We start from the raw sequence: 13,751 nt of genomic DNA on the forward strand, positions 1-13,751 counted from the left end.
AGTTAAGTTGAGCTCTTATAGTCCTGCCCGATCTTCCCCGCAACCGCTTTCCCTGTGATCGGAGCTGTGCATGAACAAACGGACGTTACTGGCCTGGGCCGGCGCTGTTGCCGGTGTGCTGGCTGCTGCCTATGCATTGGTGGGTAGCGGGTCGGCGCCGCCCGCTGCGGCGGCGTGGCCGGCGACCAAGGTGGCGCTGGCCACGGCCGAGCAGGTACAGCTGGCGCGGCAGAACTTTGCTTCAGGGGAGCTGGAAGCGGTCAACCAGGTACAGGTGGCGGCCGAGACGGCGGGGCGCATTACCCGCATCGCCTTCGAGTCGGGGCAGGCGGTCACTGCCGGGCAGTTGCTGGTGCAGCTCAACGACGCGCCGGAGCAGGCCCAGCGGGTGCAGTTGCGGGCCAGGCTGCGTAACGCCGAAGTGGTGCTGCAGCGCAGCCGCAAGCTGCGGGCAATGAATGCCGTGTCGCAAGAGCTGCTGGACAACGCCGCCACTGCCGTGGACGTGGCCCGTGGTGAGCTGCAGCATGTCGAGGCGCTGATTGCGCAGAAAGCCATTCGCGCACCGTTCGCCGGCAAGCTGGGTATCCGCCGGGTGCATCAGGGCCAGTACCTGGGCGCCGGCGAGGCCATCGTCAACCTGGCCGACATCAGCCAGTTGCATGTGAATTTCGCGTTGGGCGAGCAGGCCGCCCCCGAAGTGCATGTCGGGCAAGTGCTGGCGCTGACGGTGGACGCAGTGCGCGGGCAAGGCTTTCAGGCCCGGGTGGTGGCGGTCGACCCGGTGGTGAGCAAGGCGCGTCTGGTGCAGGTGCAGGCAGCCTTGCCGAACCCGGGCGGGCAATTGCAGCCGGGCATGTACGCTGGCGTGCGCCTGGATGCTGTGCAGCCGTCGACTGTATTGGCTGTGCCGGAAACCGCGATCACCTACGCCGCCTATGGCCAGACAGTATTCGTTGCGACTCAGGACCCGGCGCATGGTACCCAGGTCAGCAGAGTGCGGGTTACCACTGGTGAGCGCTGGCAGGGGCGGGTGGAGGTTACCTCCGGCCTGGCGCCCGGTGACCGGGTGGTGGTGTCTGGCCAATTGAAGCTGAGCGATGGCATGTCGGTCGAGCCGGTGGCGCAGGACAGCTTGCAGGCCGACCTCGGAGGGCGGCAGCCATGAAGTTTACCGACCTCTTCGTGCGCCGCCCGGTGCTGGCGCTGGTGGTCAGCAGCCTGATCATCCTGATGGGGCTGTTTGCCATGGGCAAGTTGCCGATCCGTCAGTACCCGTTGCTGGCAAGCTCGACCATTACCATCAGCACCGAGTACCCCGGCGCCTCGGCCGAGCTGATGCAGGGCTTTGTGACCCAGCCGATCACCCAGGCCGTGTCGTCGGTGGAGGGCATCGACTACCTGTCCTCGTCGTCGCAGCAGGGGCGCAGCCTGATCACCTTGCGCATGGTGCTCAACCGCGATTCGACCCAGGCGCTGGCCGAGACCATGGCCAAGGTCAACCAGGTGCGCTATCGCCTGCCGGAAAAGGCCTACGACCCAGTGGTGGAGCTGTCGGCTGGCGACTCCACTGCCGTGGCCTACGTGGGCTTTGCCAGCGATAGCCTGTCGATACCGGAGCTGAGCGATTACCTGTCGCGGGTGGTGGAACCGCAGTTCTCTGGCATCGACGGCGTGGCCAAGGTGCAGTCGTTCGGCGGGCAGCGCCTAGCCATGCGCCTGTGGCTGGACAGCGAACAGATGGCCGGGCGCGGGGTGACGGCAGCGGACGTGGCGCAGGCGGTGCGGGCCAACAACTACCAGGCGACCCCGGGCCAGGTCCGCGGGCAGTACGTGCTGGCCGATATCCAGGTGGACACCGACCTGACCCGGGTCGAGGACTTCCGTGAGCTGATCATCCGCAACGATGGCACCGACCTGGTGCGCCTGCGCGATATCGGCACCGTCGAGCTGAGTGCGGCGGCCACCCAGACCAGCGCTACCATGGACGGCAAGCCAGCCGTGCACCTGGGGCTGTTCCCCACGCCGACCGGTAACCCGCTGGTGATCGTCGAGGGCATTCGCCAGCTGCTGCCGCAAATCCAGCAGACCCTGCCGCCCGGGGTCAAGGTGGCGCTGGCCTATGAGACTGCGCGCTTCATCGATGCTTCGATCCATGAGGTGCTGCGCACCCTGGTGGAGGCGATGCTGATCGTGGTGCTGGTGATCTGGCTGTGCCTGGGCTCGCTGCGCAGCGTACTGATCGCGGTAGTCGCCATTCCGCTGTCGATGCTCGGTGCCGCAGGCTTGATGCTGCTGTTCGGCTTCAGCCTCAACCTGCTGACCTTGCTGGCGATGGTGCTGGCCATCGGCCTGGTGGTGGACGATGCCATCGTGGTGGTGGAGAACGTGCACCGGCATATCGAAGAGGGCAGGTCGCCGGTCGCTGCGGCATTGGCCGGGGCACGGGAAATTGCCGGGCCGGTGATCGCCATGACCCTGACCCTGGCAGCGGTGTATGCACCAATCGGGCTGATGGGCGGGCTGACCGGTACGCTGTTCCGTGAATTTGCCCTGACCTTGGCGGGCGCGGTGATCGTGTCCGGCATCGTGGCGCTGACCTTGTCGCCGGTGATGAGCTCGTTGCTGTTGCAACCCGGGCAGCAGCATGGCGCGATGGCCAATATGGCTGATCGGTTGTTTGCTGCGTTGACCGGGGCCTATGGACGAGTGCTGGCCTACTCCCTGGCGCATCGTTGGATCAGCGCGAGTGTGGCGCTGCTGGTGTGTTTGAGCCTGCCCTGGCTTTACCTGCTGCCCCAACGCGAACTGGCACCCCCCGAGGACCAGGCAGCGGTGCTGACTGCCATCAAGTCGCCGCAGCATGCCAGCCTCGAATATGCGGAGCGCTTTGCGCTGAAGCTTGACCAGGTGATGAAGTCCATCGCCGAAACCACCGACACCTGGATCATCAACGGCACCGACGGCCCGGCCGCCAGTTTCGGCGGTATCAACCTCAGCGCCTGGCAGGCGCGCGAGCGTTCCGCCGCACAGGTGCAGGCGCAGTTGCAGCTGGCCGTGGCGGATATCGAAGGCAGCAGCATCTTCGCCTTCCAGGTCGCTTCACTGCCGGGCTCCAGTGGCGGCCTGCCGGTGCAGATGGTGCTGCGCAGCGCCCAGGATTACCCCGAGCTGTACCAGACCATGGAAGTACTCAAGCAACGCGCCCGCGACAGCGGCCTGTTTGCCGTGGTGGACAGCGACCTCGACTACAACAACCCGGTGGTCAAGGTGCGCGTCGACCGGGCCAAGGCGGCTAGCCTGGGCATCAGCATGCAGGCCATTGGCGAGTCGCTGGGTGTGCTGGTGGGCGAGCAGTACCTCAACCGCTTTGCCCTGTTCGGGCGTTCCTACGACGTGATCCCGCAGAGTATCCAGGACCAGCGCCTGAGCCCTGCGGCGCTGAATCGTCAATACGTGCGCGCCGAAGATGGCAGCCTGGTGCCGCTGGCTACAGTGGTGCACCTGGATCTCGAAGTGGCGCCCAACCGCCTGTTGCAGTTCGATCAGCAGAACGCCAGTACCTTGCAGGCAATCCCGGCGCCGGGTGTGTCGATGGGCAACGCCGTGGCCTTTCTCGAACAGCTCAGCGCCGAATTGCCGCCGGGCTTCAGCCACGACTGGCAATCGGAATCGCGCCAGTATGTGCAGGAGGGTTTTGCGTTGATGTGGGCGTTTCTTGCTGCCCTGGTGGTGATCTACCTGGTGCTGGCTGCACAGTACGAAAGCCTGGTCGACCCGCTGATCATTCTGGTAACCGTGCCACTGTCGATCTGCGGTGCACTGCTGCCGCTGGCGCTGGGCTGGGCCACGTTGAACATCTACACGCAGATTGGCCTGGTGACGCTGATCGGGTTGATCAGCAAGCACGGCATCCTGATGGTGGAGTTCGCCAACGAGATCCAGGTGCGCGACAACCTCGACCGTGCTGCCGCTATTGTCCGCGCTGCGCAGATACGTTTGCGACCGGTGCTGATGACCACCGCGGCGATGACCTTCGGCGTGCTGCCGCTGCTGTTCGCCAGCGGCGCCGGGGCCAACAGCCGCTTCGGGCTGGGGGTGGTGATCGTGTGCGGAATGCTGGTGGGGACCTTGTTTACCTTGTTCGTACTACCGACCATCTATGCCTGGCTGGCGCGCGACCACCGGGTGACCACGGTGCGGGGGCAGCAGTTGCTGGAGGCCGAAAGGCAATTGGGGGCGCTGTAGGAGCGGCCTTGTGCCGCGAAAGGGCCGCAGAGCGGCCCCAGCAATATCAGTGGCGATGCAGTAATCTGGGGCCGCTTTGCGGCCCGTTCGCGGCACAAGGCCGCTCCTACAGGGATTTGCGCGCGCCTTTGGGATGGATCAGGTGGGGGAGCGATCCCGGCGCATCTGGGTCACCAGGGTGAAGCGGTCATCCGGGTGCACGGTTTCGGAAACCGCCATCAAATCACCGTTTTCCTCGCGGTAATGGCGGATGATCTTCAACCCCGGTGAACCCGCCTCGGCCTTCAGCGCTTTGGCCATCTCTGCCGTCAGCAGCACTGCCCGCACCTGCTGGTCGACCACCGCGATCGCCCGGCCATAGTGCTGCTCGATCAACCCGGCAATCAGCTGGTCGGGGTGCTCGCGGGCCCGTTCGATGACCTCGGCATAGTCGCGCTGCGCATACACGTCGGTCCAGCACAGCGGCGCGGCATTGTGCAGGCGGTCGACGCGAATGCTCGACACGCAAAAGTAGTGCTCCCCCGGTACCAGCCCCAGCCGCGCCGCCTCGCTCAGGTCGGCGACGAAGTGGCGCACGTCCTGGATTTCCCGCTGCTGGGTTTCGGCCAGGTGGGCCAGGTCGGCCACGCTGGCCAGCGACTGCGAATAGCCGCCGCGCGGGCTGCTGGCCTCCACCCGGGTGCCCACGCGCTTGCGCCGTGACACCAGCCCCTGGTTGAGCAGCTGGTTGATTGCGGCGCGCACCGTGTGCCGGCTCACATCGTAAAGGTCGCACAGCTCGAACTCGGTCGGCAGCAGGCTGCCCACCGGGTAGCGGCCGTTGGCGATGCCTTCCATCAAGTCCTTTGCCACGGTGGTGTAGCGCGTCGGGTTCATACCTTTGGTCTGTCTCGCAAATTTCATCGGTTGGCAGTGTAACAGCGGCAGGGACATGTCCGGCACCGCCGAAATGCGTGCGGTGCTGGGCCTCGCGCCGGGTGCGGCACTCTAAGCGCATGCCCCTGTAGGAGCAGCCTTGCGCTGCGAAGAGGCCGGCATGGCCAACACATTTCTTTGGCAGTAATGGCCTCTTCGCAGCACAAGGCTGCTCCTACAGGGAGATGTGTCGGCATCACAGTTGGTGTTTTGACCGTAACAGCAATGCCGCTATTGCACACCCGACCAACGCCAGGCACGCAAGGTAGAACGCATCACTGTAAGCCATCAGGTAAGCCTCCCGCCGAATGGTGGCCGCCAACCCCTCCAGCAGCTGCTGCTGGTGCGGCAACCAGCTCTGCACCGTCTGGTTGATGCGCTCTTGCACGCCAGGCTCGAACACTGTCACCTGCTCGTGAATACGCTCACTGTGAAAGCGCTCACGGGTGGCCACCAGTTGCGTCAGCCCGGCCGTGCCGATGGCTCCCCCCAGGTTGCGCAGCATGGAGAACACCGCCGAGGCCGAGCCGGCTTCACGCTTGTCCAGCCCGGCCACCGCCAGCACCGACAACGCCACCATGATGAATGGCTGGCCAATACCGCGCACCACCGTGGACGGGATGATCACGTTGTCGGCACTGTCGGCGCTCAGGCTCGCCCCCAGCCAGCAGCCCAGGGCCATGATCAGAAAGCCGCTGGCGACCATGAACTTGGCGCTGGTCCAGCCCATCAGTCGGGGCATCAACGGCGCCAGCAGCAGCTGCACCACGCCATAGGCGATCAGCGCCACGCCGACATCGTGCGCGCTGAAACCCTGCAGTTGCGACAGGTAGTTGGGCACCAGGAATACCAGGCCGAACGTGGCGGCGCCAAAGATGAACATCGCCACGCTGGCGACGCCGAAGTTGTAGCGCCCGAGCAAGCGCAGGTTGATGAACGCGCGCTGGCCGAACAGCTGGGTCACCACGAACACCACCAGGGCAATGGTTGCGACCACGCTCATGGCAACGATGAAAGGCGAGCCGAACCAGTCCAGCCGGCCGCCTTCTTCCAGCACGATCTGCAAGCCACCCAGGCCGATCACCATGGCGGCGATCCCCAGCCAGTCACCTTTGCGCAGCAGCTCAAGTTTCATCGGCCTGGCCTCGATCGACCAGGCGATGGCGCACAGCAGCGCTATGCCGGGGAACAGTTGCAAATAAAAGATCCAACGCCACGAATAGGCATCGGTCAGCCAGCCGCCAATCGACGGCCCGGCTGCCTGCGCCACGCTGTTGGCAAGGCTGAACAGCGCCATGCCCATGGCCATCTTGCTGGCCGGCAGCTCGGTGATGATCAGCTGGAACGACAGAGGAATCAGCACCGCGCCCGCAGCACCCTGGATCACCCGGATGGCAATCATCGCCTCCAGGTTGGGCGCCCAGGAACAGGCCACCGAAGCGATCAGGAAGATGAGCGAGCCGGTCCACATCACCCGGCGCAGCGAGAACACGTCCACCAGCCAGGCCGTCAGTGGAATCATCACGATTTCCGCCACCAGATAGGCGGTGGAAATCCATGAGCCTTCCTCGAAGCTGGCGCCCAGCGAGCCGCGGATTTCTGGCAGCGCGGCGCTGGTGACATGCACGTTCATGCCGGCCATGAAGCAGCCGAGCAGGCCGCCGAGCACCGCTACCCAGGCGCGCAGCGAAACGCTTTGTTCAGTGCGCATCGGCCACCTCTGCGGGGCGGGTGTCGACCGTGCTTACCACCGACATGCCGGGCAGTACCTGCGGGCCATCCAGCGGTGTGTCCAGCAGAATACGCACCGGGAAGCGCTGGACAATCTTGGTGAAGTTGCCGGTGGCATTGTCCGACGGCAGCAATGCGAAGACATTGCCGGACGCTGGCGAAAAGCTGGCCACATGGCCGCGCAGTGGCTGGCTGGCGAAGCTGTCGACGCGGATTTCTACCGGCTGCCCCGGGCGCATGTTGGCCAACTGGGTTTCCTTGAAATTGGCCACCACATAGGCCTGCTGCAGCGGCACCACCGCCAGCAGCGGCTGGCCCGGCACCACGTACTGGCCGGCGCGTACGCGGCGTTGGCCGACCACGCCCGTGATCGGTGCGCGGATCACGGTGTCCTGTTCGTCCTGCTCGGCCAACTGTTGGCGGGCCTGCGCGCGGGTCAACGCTGCCGCGCGCTGTTGCAGTTCGGCGTCAGCCTGGGCTGACCGGGCCTTGGCCATGGCCAGCTGTGACCGTTGTTGGCGCAGCGCGGCCTGGGCACCTTGCAGCGCGGCTTGCGCCTGGGTGGCGTGGGCGCTGGCGGTTTCCAGGCGCTGCACGGTCGCGGCGTCGTCTCGCACAAGGCCACGGTAGCGTTGCATGTCCAAGGCACTGCGCCGCTGTTCGGCAGTGGCGCTGCGCATGGCAGCTTCAGCCTGCAGGATGGCTTGTTGTTGCTGGTTGATACGCTCGCTGGCCACCTGCTGGCGAGCCTGGGCGGCCACCAGTGTCGCCTGCGCCTCGGCCACACCTGCCCGGGCCTGGTCAAGGCGGGCGCGGTAGTCGCGGTTTTGCAGGCGTACCAGTACATCGCCGACCTTCACTGGCTGGTCGTCAGCCACTGCGACCTCGGCCACGTAACCGGCCACGCGTGGGCTCAGGGCCACCCAGTCGGCGCGGACGTAGGCGTCGTCGGTGGTCTCCAGATAGCGGCCGGTGGTGAGCCAGTAGCTGGTGAAGGCCAGCAGGGCGATTGCTGCCAGGCTGCCGCTGGCGGTGTAGGCCAGGCGGCGACGGGATCTGGCTTTGGCCCGCTGTTCAGTTTCGGCTGGGGCGGTTTGTTCTACGGCGACATTCATGTTCGGTTTCCGTTCTTGAAGTACGACTACTGCCCGACAAGCTGACGCGATCAGTTGTAGGAGCGGCCTTGTGTCGCGAAAGGGCTGCGCAGCGGCCCCAGGATTTCAGCGGCAGTGCACAAATTGCCGGGGCCGCTGCGCGGCCCTTTCGCGACACAAGGCCGCTCCTACAAAGGTCGGCGCAGCCCGTGGCAATGGGTTATCGGCTACCACCGCCCGCCAAGGGCGCGGAACAGGTTGACCTGCGCCTGCGCCAGGCGCCCTCGGGCTTCTACGTGGCTGGCCCGCAGGCGGATCAGTTCTCGCTCGCTGTCCAGCAACGCCAGCCCTTCTACGGTGCCGGCGCGGTAGTTGCCCTGGGCCAGGGCATAGCCGCGCTGGCTGTGCGCCAGGGCTGCATCCAGTGCCTGCAAGCGTTGCTGTTCGCCGTCGTAGCGGGCCAGCGCCTGGCGCACGTCTTTCAGCGCGCTCAGCGCCACGCCGTGGTAACGGGCAACCTGCGCCTGTTGCAACGCCTCGGCTTTGCCGACCCTTGCGCGGTTGGCCTTCACATTCGGAAACTCCCAGCGGATCAGCGGGCCAATGCCGAACATCACCGCGCGGCTGTCGCCCAGGTTGGCCAGGTGATGGTCCGAGGAGGTCAGCGAAGCGCCAAAACTGACCTTCGGATACAGGTCGGCCCGGACGATGTCGATTTCCAGGCTGGCAGCCTGCAGTTCCCGTTCGGCCTGGCGCACATCCGGCCGGCGTTCGAGCAAATGCCAGCCATCGCCGGCCGGTAGCGGCGCCGACAGCGTGGGGATGGTTGTGCAAGTCGCGGTGTCGGCTAGCGAGGCCTGGCCACTGAGCATGCCAAGTTCGTAAAGCGCCATCTGCCGCCGGGCTGCGAGCATCGGCAGCTGCGCCCGCACATGTTCCCGCAAGCCCAGCAGGCGCTCGCTGTCGAGGGCGGTAGCTACACCGGCCAGGCGCTGGCGTTCGCTCAGTTGCACGCTATGGTCGAGTGTTTGCAGGGACTGCTTAGCCTCATCCAGGCGCGCCGCGTAGACGCACTGGTCGATGTAGGCGCGGCTGGTCTGGGCGACCACTTGCAAGCGCACCAGGTCCAGCGCCGCAGCGCTGGCTTCGGCCTGGGCCCGGGCGCGCTGGATGGCGGCGCGCACCTGGCCCCAGATATCCAGCTGGTAGGCCAACTCGATACTTGGGTTGAATTGCCATTGCGATGGCGCGTGGCTGTCGGTCGCCTCGGCCAGGGTCTGGTCATCGGCGCTCTTGCCATAGGTGGCGGCAAAGCCCATCGAGGTTGACGGCCAGCGCCTGGCATCGAACTCGCCGATGCCGGCCAGCATGGCCTGCACGTTGGCCTCGGCCTGGGCCAGGTCCTGGTTGTGCGTCAGGGCCTGCTGTACCCAGTGGTTGAGTTGCGGGTCCTGGAACAGTGCCCACCATTGTTCGGGCAATGGTTGCCGGCTGACACCGGCCGGCACATTCGCCAGCGGGTTGTCCAGCAGCGCTGCAGGTGGCTCGGCAGGTGCGGGTTGCCGGGTGCACGCTGCCAGTACGCCGAGCATACCAAGCGCGGCAAGCCGGGCAGGGAAGGGGAATGAGTGCATTAAGGGCATCACACATGTCGCTCAAGGGTGGTGATGCGAGGTTAACGAGGGTGGGGCGCACGCCGCTGCCGCAAGCGGGACAACCCTGCGCGCAAGTGGGACAACCTGGGGCTCAGTACCCGCGCGCGGTACTGTTTTGCCAATCGCTCGGCGCGTAGCCGAGGATGCGCTTGAACATGGCGGCAAAGGCGCTGGCGCTTTGGTAGCCGTGCTCCAGCGCCACGTTCAGGATCGGCTGGCCATCGGCCAGGCACTGCTGGCTGAGCATCACCCGGGCACGGGCGCGCCATTCACCATACGACATGCCCACCTCGCGCTGGAACAGCCGTGCCACGCTGCGGGCGCTCATGTTCAGTTGCGCGCCGCATTGTTCCAGGGTCAGGTCCTGGGCCGGGTCCTGCAGGAAGCGCTCGCACCAGGTGCGCAGTCTCGCCTGGTGCGGCAACGGCACAAAAGCATCGATGCGCCTGGCAGTGGCCAACTCAAGCTGGATCAGTGCCCGCACGTGCTCGCCGTCACGCAGGTCGAGCATGCGTGATGCAGCCAGGATCAGTTCGTGCAGTAGGCCGGATACCACGATGACCTGGCAGCGCTCGATACGCGCCTCCAGCAGCAAGGTCCGCATGCAGACCACGCCCTCCATGCGGATGGCATGGCTGACCCCGGCGGGCATCCACAACGCATGCCCGCCAGGGATCACCCAGCTACCGCCCTCGCTGGCGACCCGCATCACACCACTGGCGGCGTAGATCAGCTGGTCTTTGGCGTGGCAGTGGCTGGCCACTTCTTCACCGTGTCCGTAGTCCATTTCCAATGCTTGCATGCGGGGCATCCTCGGTATTGGATCCGATTATACGGCGGTTTATTGATGCTTGATTGCGAAGGTTTGCGGTTCGGCGCAATTATTCGTCGCCTGCGAGATCGAGCGCCGCCCGCGCGGCGCATCGCGAGCGAAGTTCGCTCCTACGTTTGTTTCGGGCCAGTTCTGCCTGTGCGGTTTGCGCGCGAACGCCTTGGCGCATGACTCGATACCGCGTCGGACAAACAAGGCGGTCGCGCGCACCTGTCACAGGAATAATTGGCCCGAAACAAATGTGGGAGCGGGCTTGCCCCGCGAAGCGCCGCGCGGGCGGCGCTCGATCTTGTAGGCGCTGCACATGTTGCGGCAAGCACCTGGTGGCCCTGACCCGATCCCTTGGCAGGCACCTCAAAGCCATACTCTGTAAGACATTTCTGAACATGAAACCAAATGCTTCAGAATTATCCCGCTTAGGAATTATCCTACGCGCGCTGCTGAACTATCGCTGTTGTCGGGGAAGTACCTCAGGGATAACGTTTTCGCGTCGCTCTGGCGACCGGGCGTGAGAACCCGACAGGTAGATTTGGTAACACCCTAATGGTGGCCGTACGTGGGCAGGCGTTTGCCTGGCCGGGTTTTTGCCAATTCTCCTCGGTTTCTCACCCCGCGTACGGCTGCCACCTTGAATCCGTGAGAAAGATTTTGGTGACAGTTCCCTTTCTAGAGAATTGGAACGTGATCATGAAAAAGCTCGTCCCCGATCCACCCCGCCGCCCAATCAATACCCCTTTCTTCACCCCCAAATCCGACATCTACCCACCCCTCGCCCTCGCGCACGTTACCGAACTGCTACGCGGCGTCATCGAAACCCTCGACGAACATTGCCGCAGTCACGCTGGCGATGCCGGCCTGGGCAATGCCCTGCATGCAACTGAAATTGCCCATTCGCTGGTAACACATTCGCATGCACGGCTGTTCGGCCAAAAGGAAGAGGAGTGAAACCATGGCAGACGAACCCACGGTCATCGTCACCATCGGCGCAGAAACCTTCCTCGAAGTCGGCAACCCGCCAAAGGATCTGCTGCGGGTTCAGCCCGGCATTCCTGTCGATGACGCCTACGAGCAAGTTTCGATCCTGCTGAGCTACATCAAGCATCTGCTGCGCGAAGGCGATATGGAGGACGACCACAAATTCCTGGGCGCCGCCGATTACCTCACGGCGTTGGCCAAGGCATTGATGAACGAAGTCGAACTGACCAAAAATACCTTGCGCTGAACGGCTGCCCTGGCGGGGCCGCTTTGCGGCCCTTTTTGCGATCGGGTTTTCTGGTTTTTACTCGACCGCAATCCATATCGATGCTGGAATTGAGTCCGCACGTCATGGCCATGGCCGGGAGCCCCGATGAACCGCAACGAACTGCGCAAAGCCGATATCAACCTGATGGTGGTGTTCGAAGCCCTGATGCAGGAGCGCAACCTCACCCGTGCCGCAGAAAAGCTGTTTGTCGCCCAACCCACGGTCAGCGCCGCGCTGGCCAGGTTGCGGGCAATGTTCAACGACCCGTTGCTGATCCGCGTGGGCAACCGCATGGAACCGACGGCCAGGGCCGAAGAGGTCATCAAGTATCTCACCCCGGCCCTGGATGCGATGTCCATAGCCCTCAGCCTGTCCCATGATTTTGACCCGCTCACCAGCAAGATGACCTTCCGCATCGGTTTGTCCGATGATGTCGAGTCGGGGCTATTGCCGCCGTTGCTGCGGGCGCTGCGGGTGGAGGCGCCGAATGTGGTGGTGGTCGTGCAGCATGTCGATTACTGGCGCATTCCGGACCTGCTGGCTGCAGGCGATGTAACAGTGGGCATCAGCCAGACGAAGGGGCTGCCGGCCAACGCCAAGCGCAAGGTGCTGCGCACGATGCAGGGCAGGGTGGTGCGGGCCGACAAATCATCCACGCCACTGACGCTGGATGAGTTCTGCGCCCGCCCGCACGTTCAGGTATCGCCCACCGCCAATACGCAGGGTGTGGTTGATGACTGGTTGAAAGAGATCGGTCGCGAACGCAAGGTGGTGTTGTCGGTGCCGCAGTTCAGCTCGTTGCCGGCGATTCTGGCCGGGACCGACCTGCTGGCCTGCTGCCCGGACTATGCCGCGCAAGGTATGGAGCGTTGGGGCAACCTGCAGGCCGAGACGCTGCCGTTCGAGACGGCTGCGCTGGAGCTGGCCATGGTCTGGTTGAGCACCACCGACAGTGACCCGGCCGAACGCTGGTTGCGCAGCCGCCTGCAGCAATACATGAGCGGCGCGCGTGAAGTGGCGATCGGGCCTTAGCCGCGATTACTGTGCGAGTGCTCCAGAGCTTTTCTCAAATGCAGCAACGCTCGCTGAAAGACTGGATGGCAATCGTTATAGGGCAGATCGTCGAACGCTGCCCAGAAGAATGTGAACAGTTGGCCATGGTCATCCTGTGTCTGGTGGGACCAGTGCTCGGGCAGGGCACATTCCACCTGGCACAGGTGAAACGACCACACTTGCCCAAGATGGTTAGCATCCCAGCAGCCCAGGTATTGTTTGACCGTGGCTTTGGTGATGCCTGATTCCTCGCTCAATTCACGTAAGGCAGCCGCGGCCGGCGCCTCGCCTTGTTCGATGGTGCCTTTAACCAACTGGACGCCGGCCTGAGGGTGGCGAAACAGCAGTATCTGCGCAGGCAGCGAGGATGAAAGGACTACGGGGCAAGCCTTGTTGGGGCGCATGGAGGTTTCCATTTCAGTCAATGCGGTGCGCAGTCGCCCAAGAATGCGCTGCGCAACAGGGTGATGGCTTCGTCCACTGAGTACCCTTGTATCGCCGGTGGTTCAGGCCGCTCACAAAACTCACGCCAGACGTATAGCGTCAACTCGGCGCCGTCGGTTTGCGGTTGCACGCTATCGGTCCAGCCGAATGCCTGCAGCGCGCGGTATCGTTCGTCTGCCCAGAACAGCGCTTCGACCCAAGGGTAAACAGGGATGAAATGGAAGTGGATGGCATACCCCGCGTCATGGCCATACCGGCCCATGTACAAGCGCGCCGGTTGCAGCTCCGTTTCCATCATTTGCTGCGTGCGCGCCATGAGAATGCCCAGCTCGGCCTGGGCCTCCACGGGCAGGGCCGCCAGTGAGTTGACCGGCGCCCGTGCGCTGAGCATCAGGTAACCGGGCAGCGCGCTGTTTATGCGGTGGTTCAGCACCCAGTGCCGGGTTTCGTGGATGATGAAGCGGGAGGGGATGTCCAACATCGCCTGCATTTCACGCCTTCCTGTGGCAAAGCGGGCAGGTTACAGCAGGGCTGGT

Annotated in this window: 12 protein-coding genes; 5 read left to right on the forward strand and 7 right to left on the reverse strand. The window is 64.3% G+C overall.

The window, feature by feature from the left end; genetic code table 11:
- The first annotated feature begins 70 nt into the window (after nucleotides 1–70).
- A complete protein-coding gene (locus ABI582_RS14560; protein ID WP_442119520.1) occupies nucleotides 71–1,168 on the forward strand; it encodes an efflux RND transporter periplasmic adaptor subunit in 1,098 nt (365 codons plus the stop codon).
- Nucleotides 1,165–4,248 carry a MexW/MexI family multidrug efflux RND transporter permease subunit gene (locus ABI582_RS14565; RefSeq protein ID WP_442119521.1) on the forward strand — a complete coding sequence of 1,028 codons (3,084 nt, stop codon included), beginning with the start codon at nucleotides 1,165–1,167 and terminating at the stop codon, nucleotides 4,246–4,248. The genes ABI582_RS14560 and ABI582_RS14565 overlap by 4 nt, the downstream gene beginning before the upstream one ends.
- A 138-nt stretch (nucleotides 4,249–4,386) precedes the next feature.
- Here ABI582_RS14565 and ABI582_RS14570 read toward each other — a convergent pair whose 3' ends face one another.
- The 5 genes from ABI582_RS14570 to ABI582_RS14590 form a co-directional block, all read right to left on the reverse strand.
- Nucleotides 4,387–5,124 carry a GntR family transcriptional regulator gene (locus tag ABI582_RS14570; protein WP_132846584.1) on the reverse strand — a complete coding sequence of 246 codons (738 nt, stop codon included), beginning with the start codon at nucleotides 5,122–5,124 and terminating at the stop codon, nucleotides 4,387–4,389.
- Between the two features lie 235 nt (nucleotides 5,125–5,359).
- Nucleotides 5,360–6,874, reverse strand: a complete 1,515-nt coding sequence (locus tag ABI582_RS14575; protein ID WP_442119522.1) for a DHA2 family efflux MFS transporter permease subunit — start codon at nucleotides 6,872–6,874, stop codon at nucleotides 5,360–5,362.
- The gene (locus tag ABI582_RS14580) at nucleotides 6,864–8,009 is read right to left on the reverse strand and encodes an HlyD family secretion protein (RefSeq protein ID WP_442119523.1); all 1,146 of its coding nucleotides are present in this window, start codon (nucleotides 8,007–8,009) and stop codon (nucleotides 6,864–6,866) included. The genes ABI582_RS14575 and ABI582_RS14580 overlap by 11 nt, the downstream gene beginning before the upstream one ends.
- A gap of 206 nt (nucleotides 8,010–8,215) precedes the next feature.
- Entirely contained in the window at nucleotides 8,216–9,631 is a 1,416-nt protein-coding gene (locus ABI582_RS14585) for an efflux transporter outer membrane subunit (RefSeq protein ID WP_442119524.1), read from the reverse strand.
- Nucleotides 9,632–9,734: 103 nt separating this feature from the next.
- Nucleotides 9,735–10,445: an AraC family transcriptional regulator gene (locus ABI582_RS14590; RefSeq protein ID WP_338746576.1), complete on the reverse strand. Its 711-nt coding sequence runs from the start codon at nucleotides 10,443–10,445 to the stop codon at nucleotides 9,735–9,737.
- A gap of 717 nt (nucleotides 10,446–11,162) precedes the next feature.
- Between ABI582_RS14590 and ABI582_RS14595 the strand changes: the two genes are divergently transcribed.
- The 3 genes from ABI582_RS14595 (at nucleotide 11,163) to ABI582_RS14605 (ending at nucleotide 12,750) form a co-directional block, all read left to right on the forward strand.
- Complete coding sequence (locus tag ABI582_RS14595) at nucleotides 11,163–11,420, forward strand: hypothetical protein (RefSeq protein WP_258909450.1); 258 nt, start codon at nucleotides 11,163–11,165, stop codon at nucleotides 11,418–11,420.
- Nucleotides 11,421–11,424: 4 nt separating this feature from the next.
- A complete protein-coding gene (locus tag ABI582_RS14600) occupies nucleotides 11,425–11,697 on the forward strand; it encodes a DUF3077 domain-containing protein (protein ID WP_442119525.1) in 273 nt (90 codons plus the stop codon).
- Between the two features lie 126 nt (nucleotides 11,698–11,823).
- The gene (locus tag ABI582_RS14605) at nucleotides 11,824–12,750 is read left to right on the forward strand and encodes a LysR family transcriptional regulator (RefSeq protein WP_442119526.1); all 927 of its coding nucleotides are present in this window, start codon (nucleotides 11,824–11,826) and stop codon (nucleotides 12,748–12,750) included.
- On the opposite strand, the gene ABI582_RS14610 is transcribed toward ABI582_RS14605, so the two are convergent.
- Both ABI582_RS14610 and ABI582_RS14615 read right to left on the reverse strand, forming a co-directional pair.
- Nucleotides 12,747–13,175, reverse strand: a complete 429-nt coding sequence (locus ABI582_RS14610) for an NUDIX hydrolase (protein WP_442119527.1) — start codon at nucleotides 13,173–13,175, stop codon at nucleotides 12,747–12,749. The genes ABI582_RS14605 and ABI582_RS14610 overlap by 4 nt on opposite strands.
- A gap of 17 nt (nucleotides 13,176–13,192) precedes the next feature.
- Complete coding sequence (locus ABI582_RS14615; protein ID WP_442119528.1) at nucleotides 13,193–13,705, reverse strand: HIT family protein; 513 nt, start codon at nucleotides 13,703–13,705, stop codon at nucleotides 13,193–13,195.
- Between the last annotated feature and the right edge of the window lie 46 nt (nucleotides 13,706–13,751).

Origin of the sequence: Pseudomonas sp. SAS7 (assembly GCF_052112345.1) — a bacterium.
Lineage (GTDB): Bacteria > Pseudomonadota > Gammaproteobacteria > Pseudomonadales > Pseudomonadaceae > Aquipseudomonas > Aquipseudomonas putida_Q.

Coding starts and splice junctions, on each gene's coding strand:
- ABI582_RS14560 (WP_442119520.1), top strand. CDS start 71: ATGAACAAACGGACGTTACTGGCCTGGGCCGGCGCTGTTGCCGGTGTG.
- ABI582_RS14565 (WP_442119521.1), top strand. CDS start 1,165: ATGAAGTTTACCGACCTCTTCGTGCGCCGCCCGGTGCTGGCGCTGGTG.
- ABI582_RS14570 (WP_132846584.1), bottom strand. CDS start 5,124: ATGAACCCGACGCGCTACACCACCGTGGCAAAGGACTTGATGGAAGGC.
- ABI582_RS14575 (WP_442119522.1), bottom strand. CDS start 6,874: ATGCGCACTGAACAAAGCGTTTCGCTGCGCGCCTGGGTAGCGGTGCTC.
- ABI582_RS14580 (WP_442119523.1), bottom strand. CDS start 8,009: ATGAATGTCGCCGTAGAACAAACCGCCCCAGCCGAAACTGAACAGCGG.
- ABI582_RS14585 (WP_442119524.1), bottom strand. CDS start 9,631: ATGCCCTTAATGCACTCATTCCCCTTCCCTGCCCGGCTTGCCGCGCTT.
- ABI582_RS14590 (WP_338746576.1), bottom strand. CDS start 10,445: ATGCAAGCATTGGAAATGGACTACGGACACGGTGAAGAAGTGGCCAGC.
- ABI582_RS14595 (WP_258909450.1), top strand. CDS start 11,163: ATGAAAAAGCTCGTCCCCGATCCACCCCGCCGCCCAATCAATACCCCT.
- ABI582_RS14600 (WP_442119525.1), top strand. CDS start 11,425: ATGGCAGACGAACCCACGGTCATCGTCACCATCGGCGCAGAAACCTTC.
- ABI582_RS14605 (WP_442119526.1), top strand. CDS start 11,824: ATGAACCGCAACGAACTGCGCAAAGCCGATATCAACCTGATGGTGGTG.
- ABI582_RS14610 (WP_442119527.1), bottom strand. CDS start 13,175: ATGCGCCCCAACAAGGCTTGCCCCGTAGTCCTTTCATCCTCGCTGCCT.
- ABI582_RS14615 (WP_442119528.1), bottom strand. CDS start 13,705: ATGCAGGCGATGTTGGACATCCCCTCCCGCTTCATCATCCACGAAACC.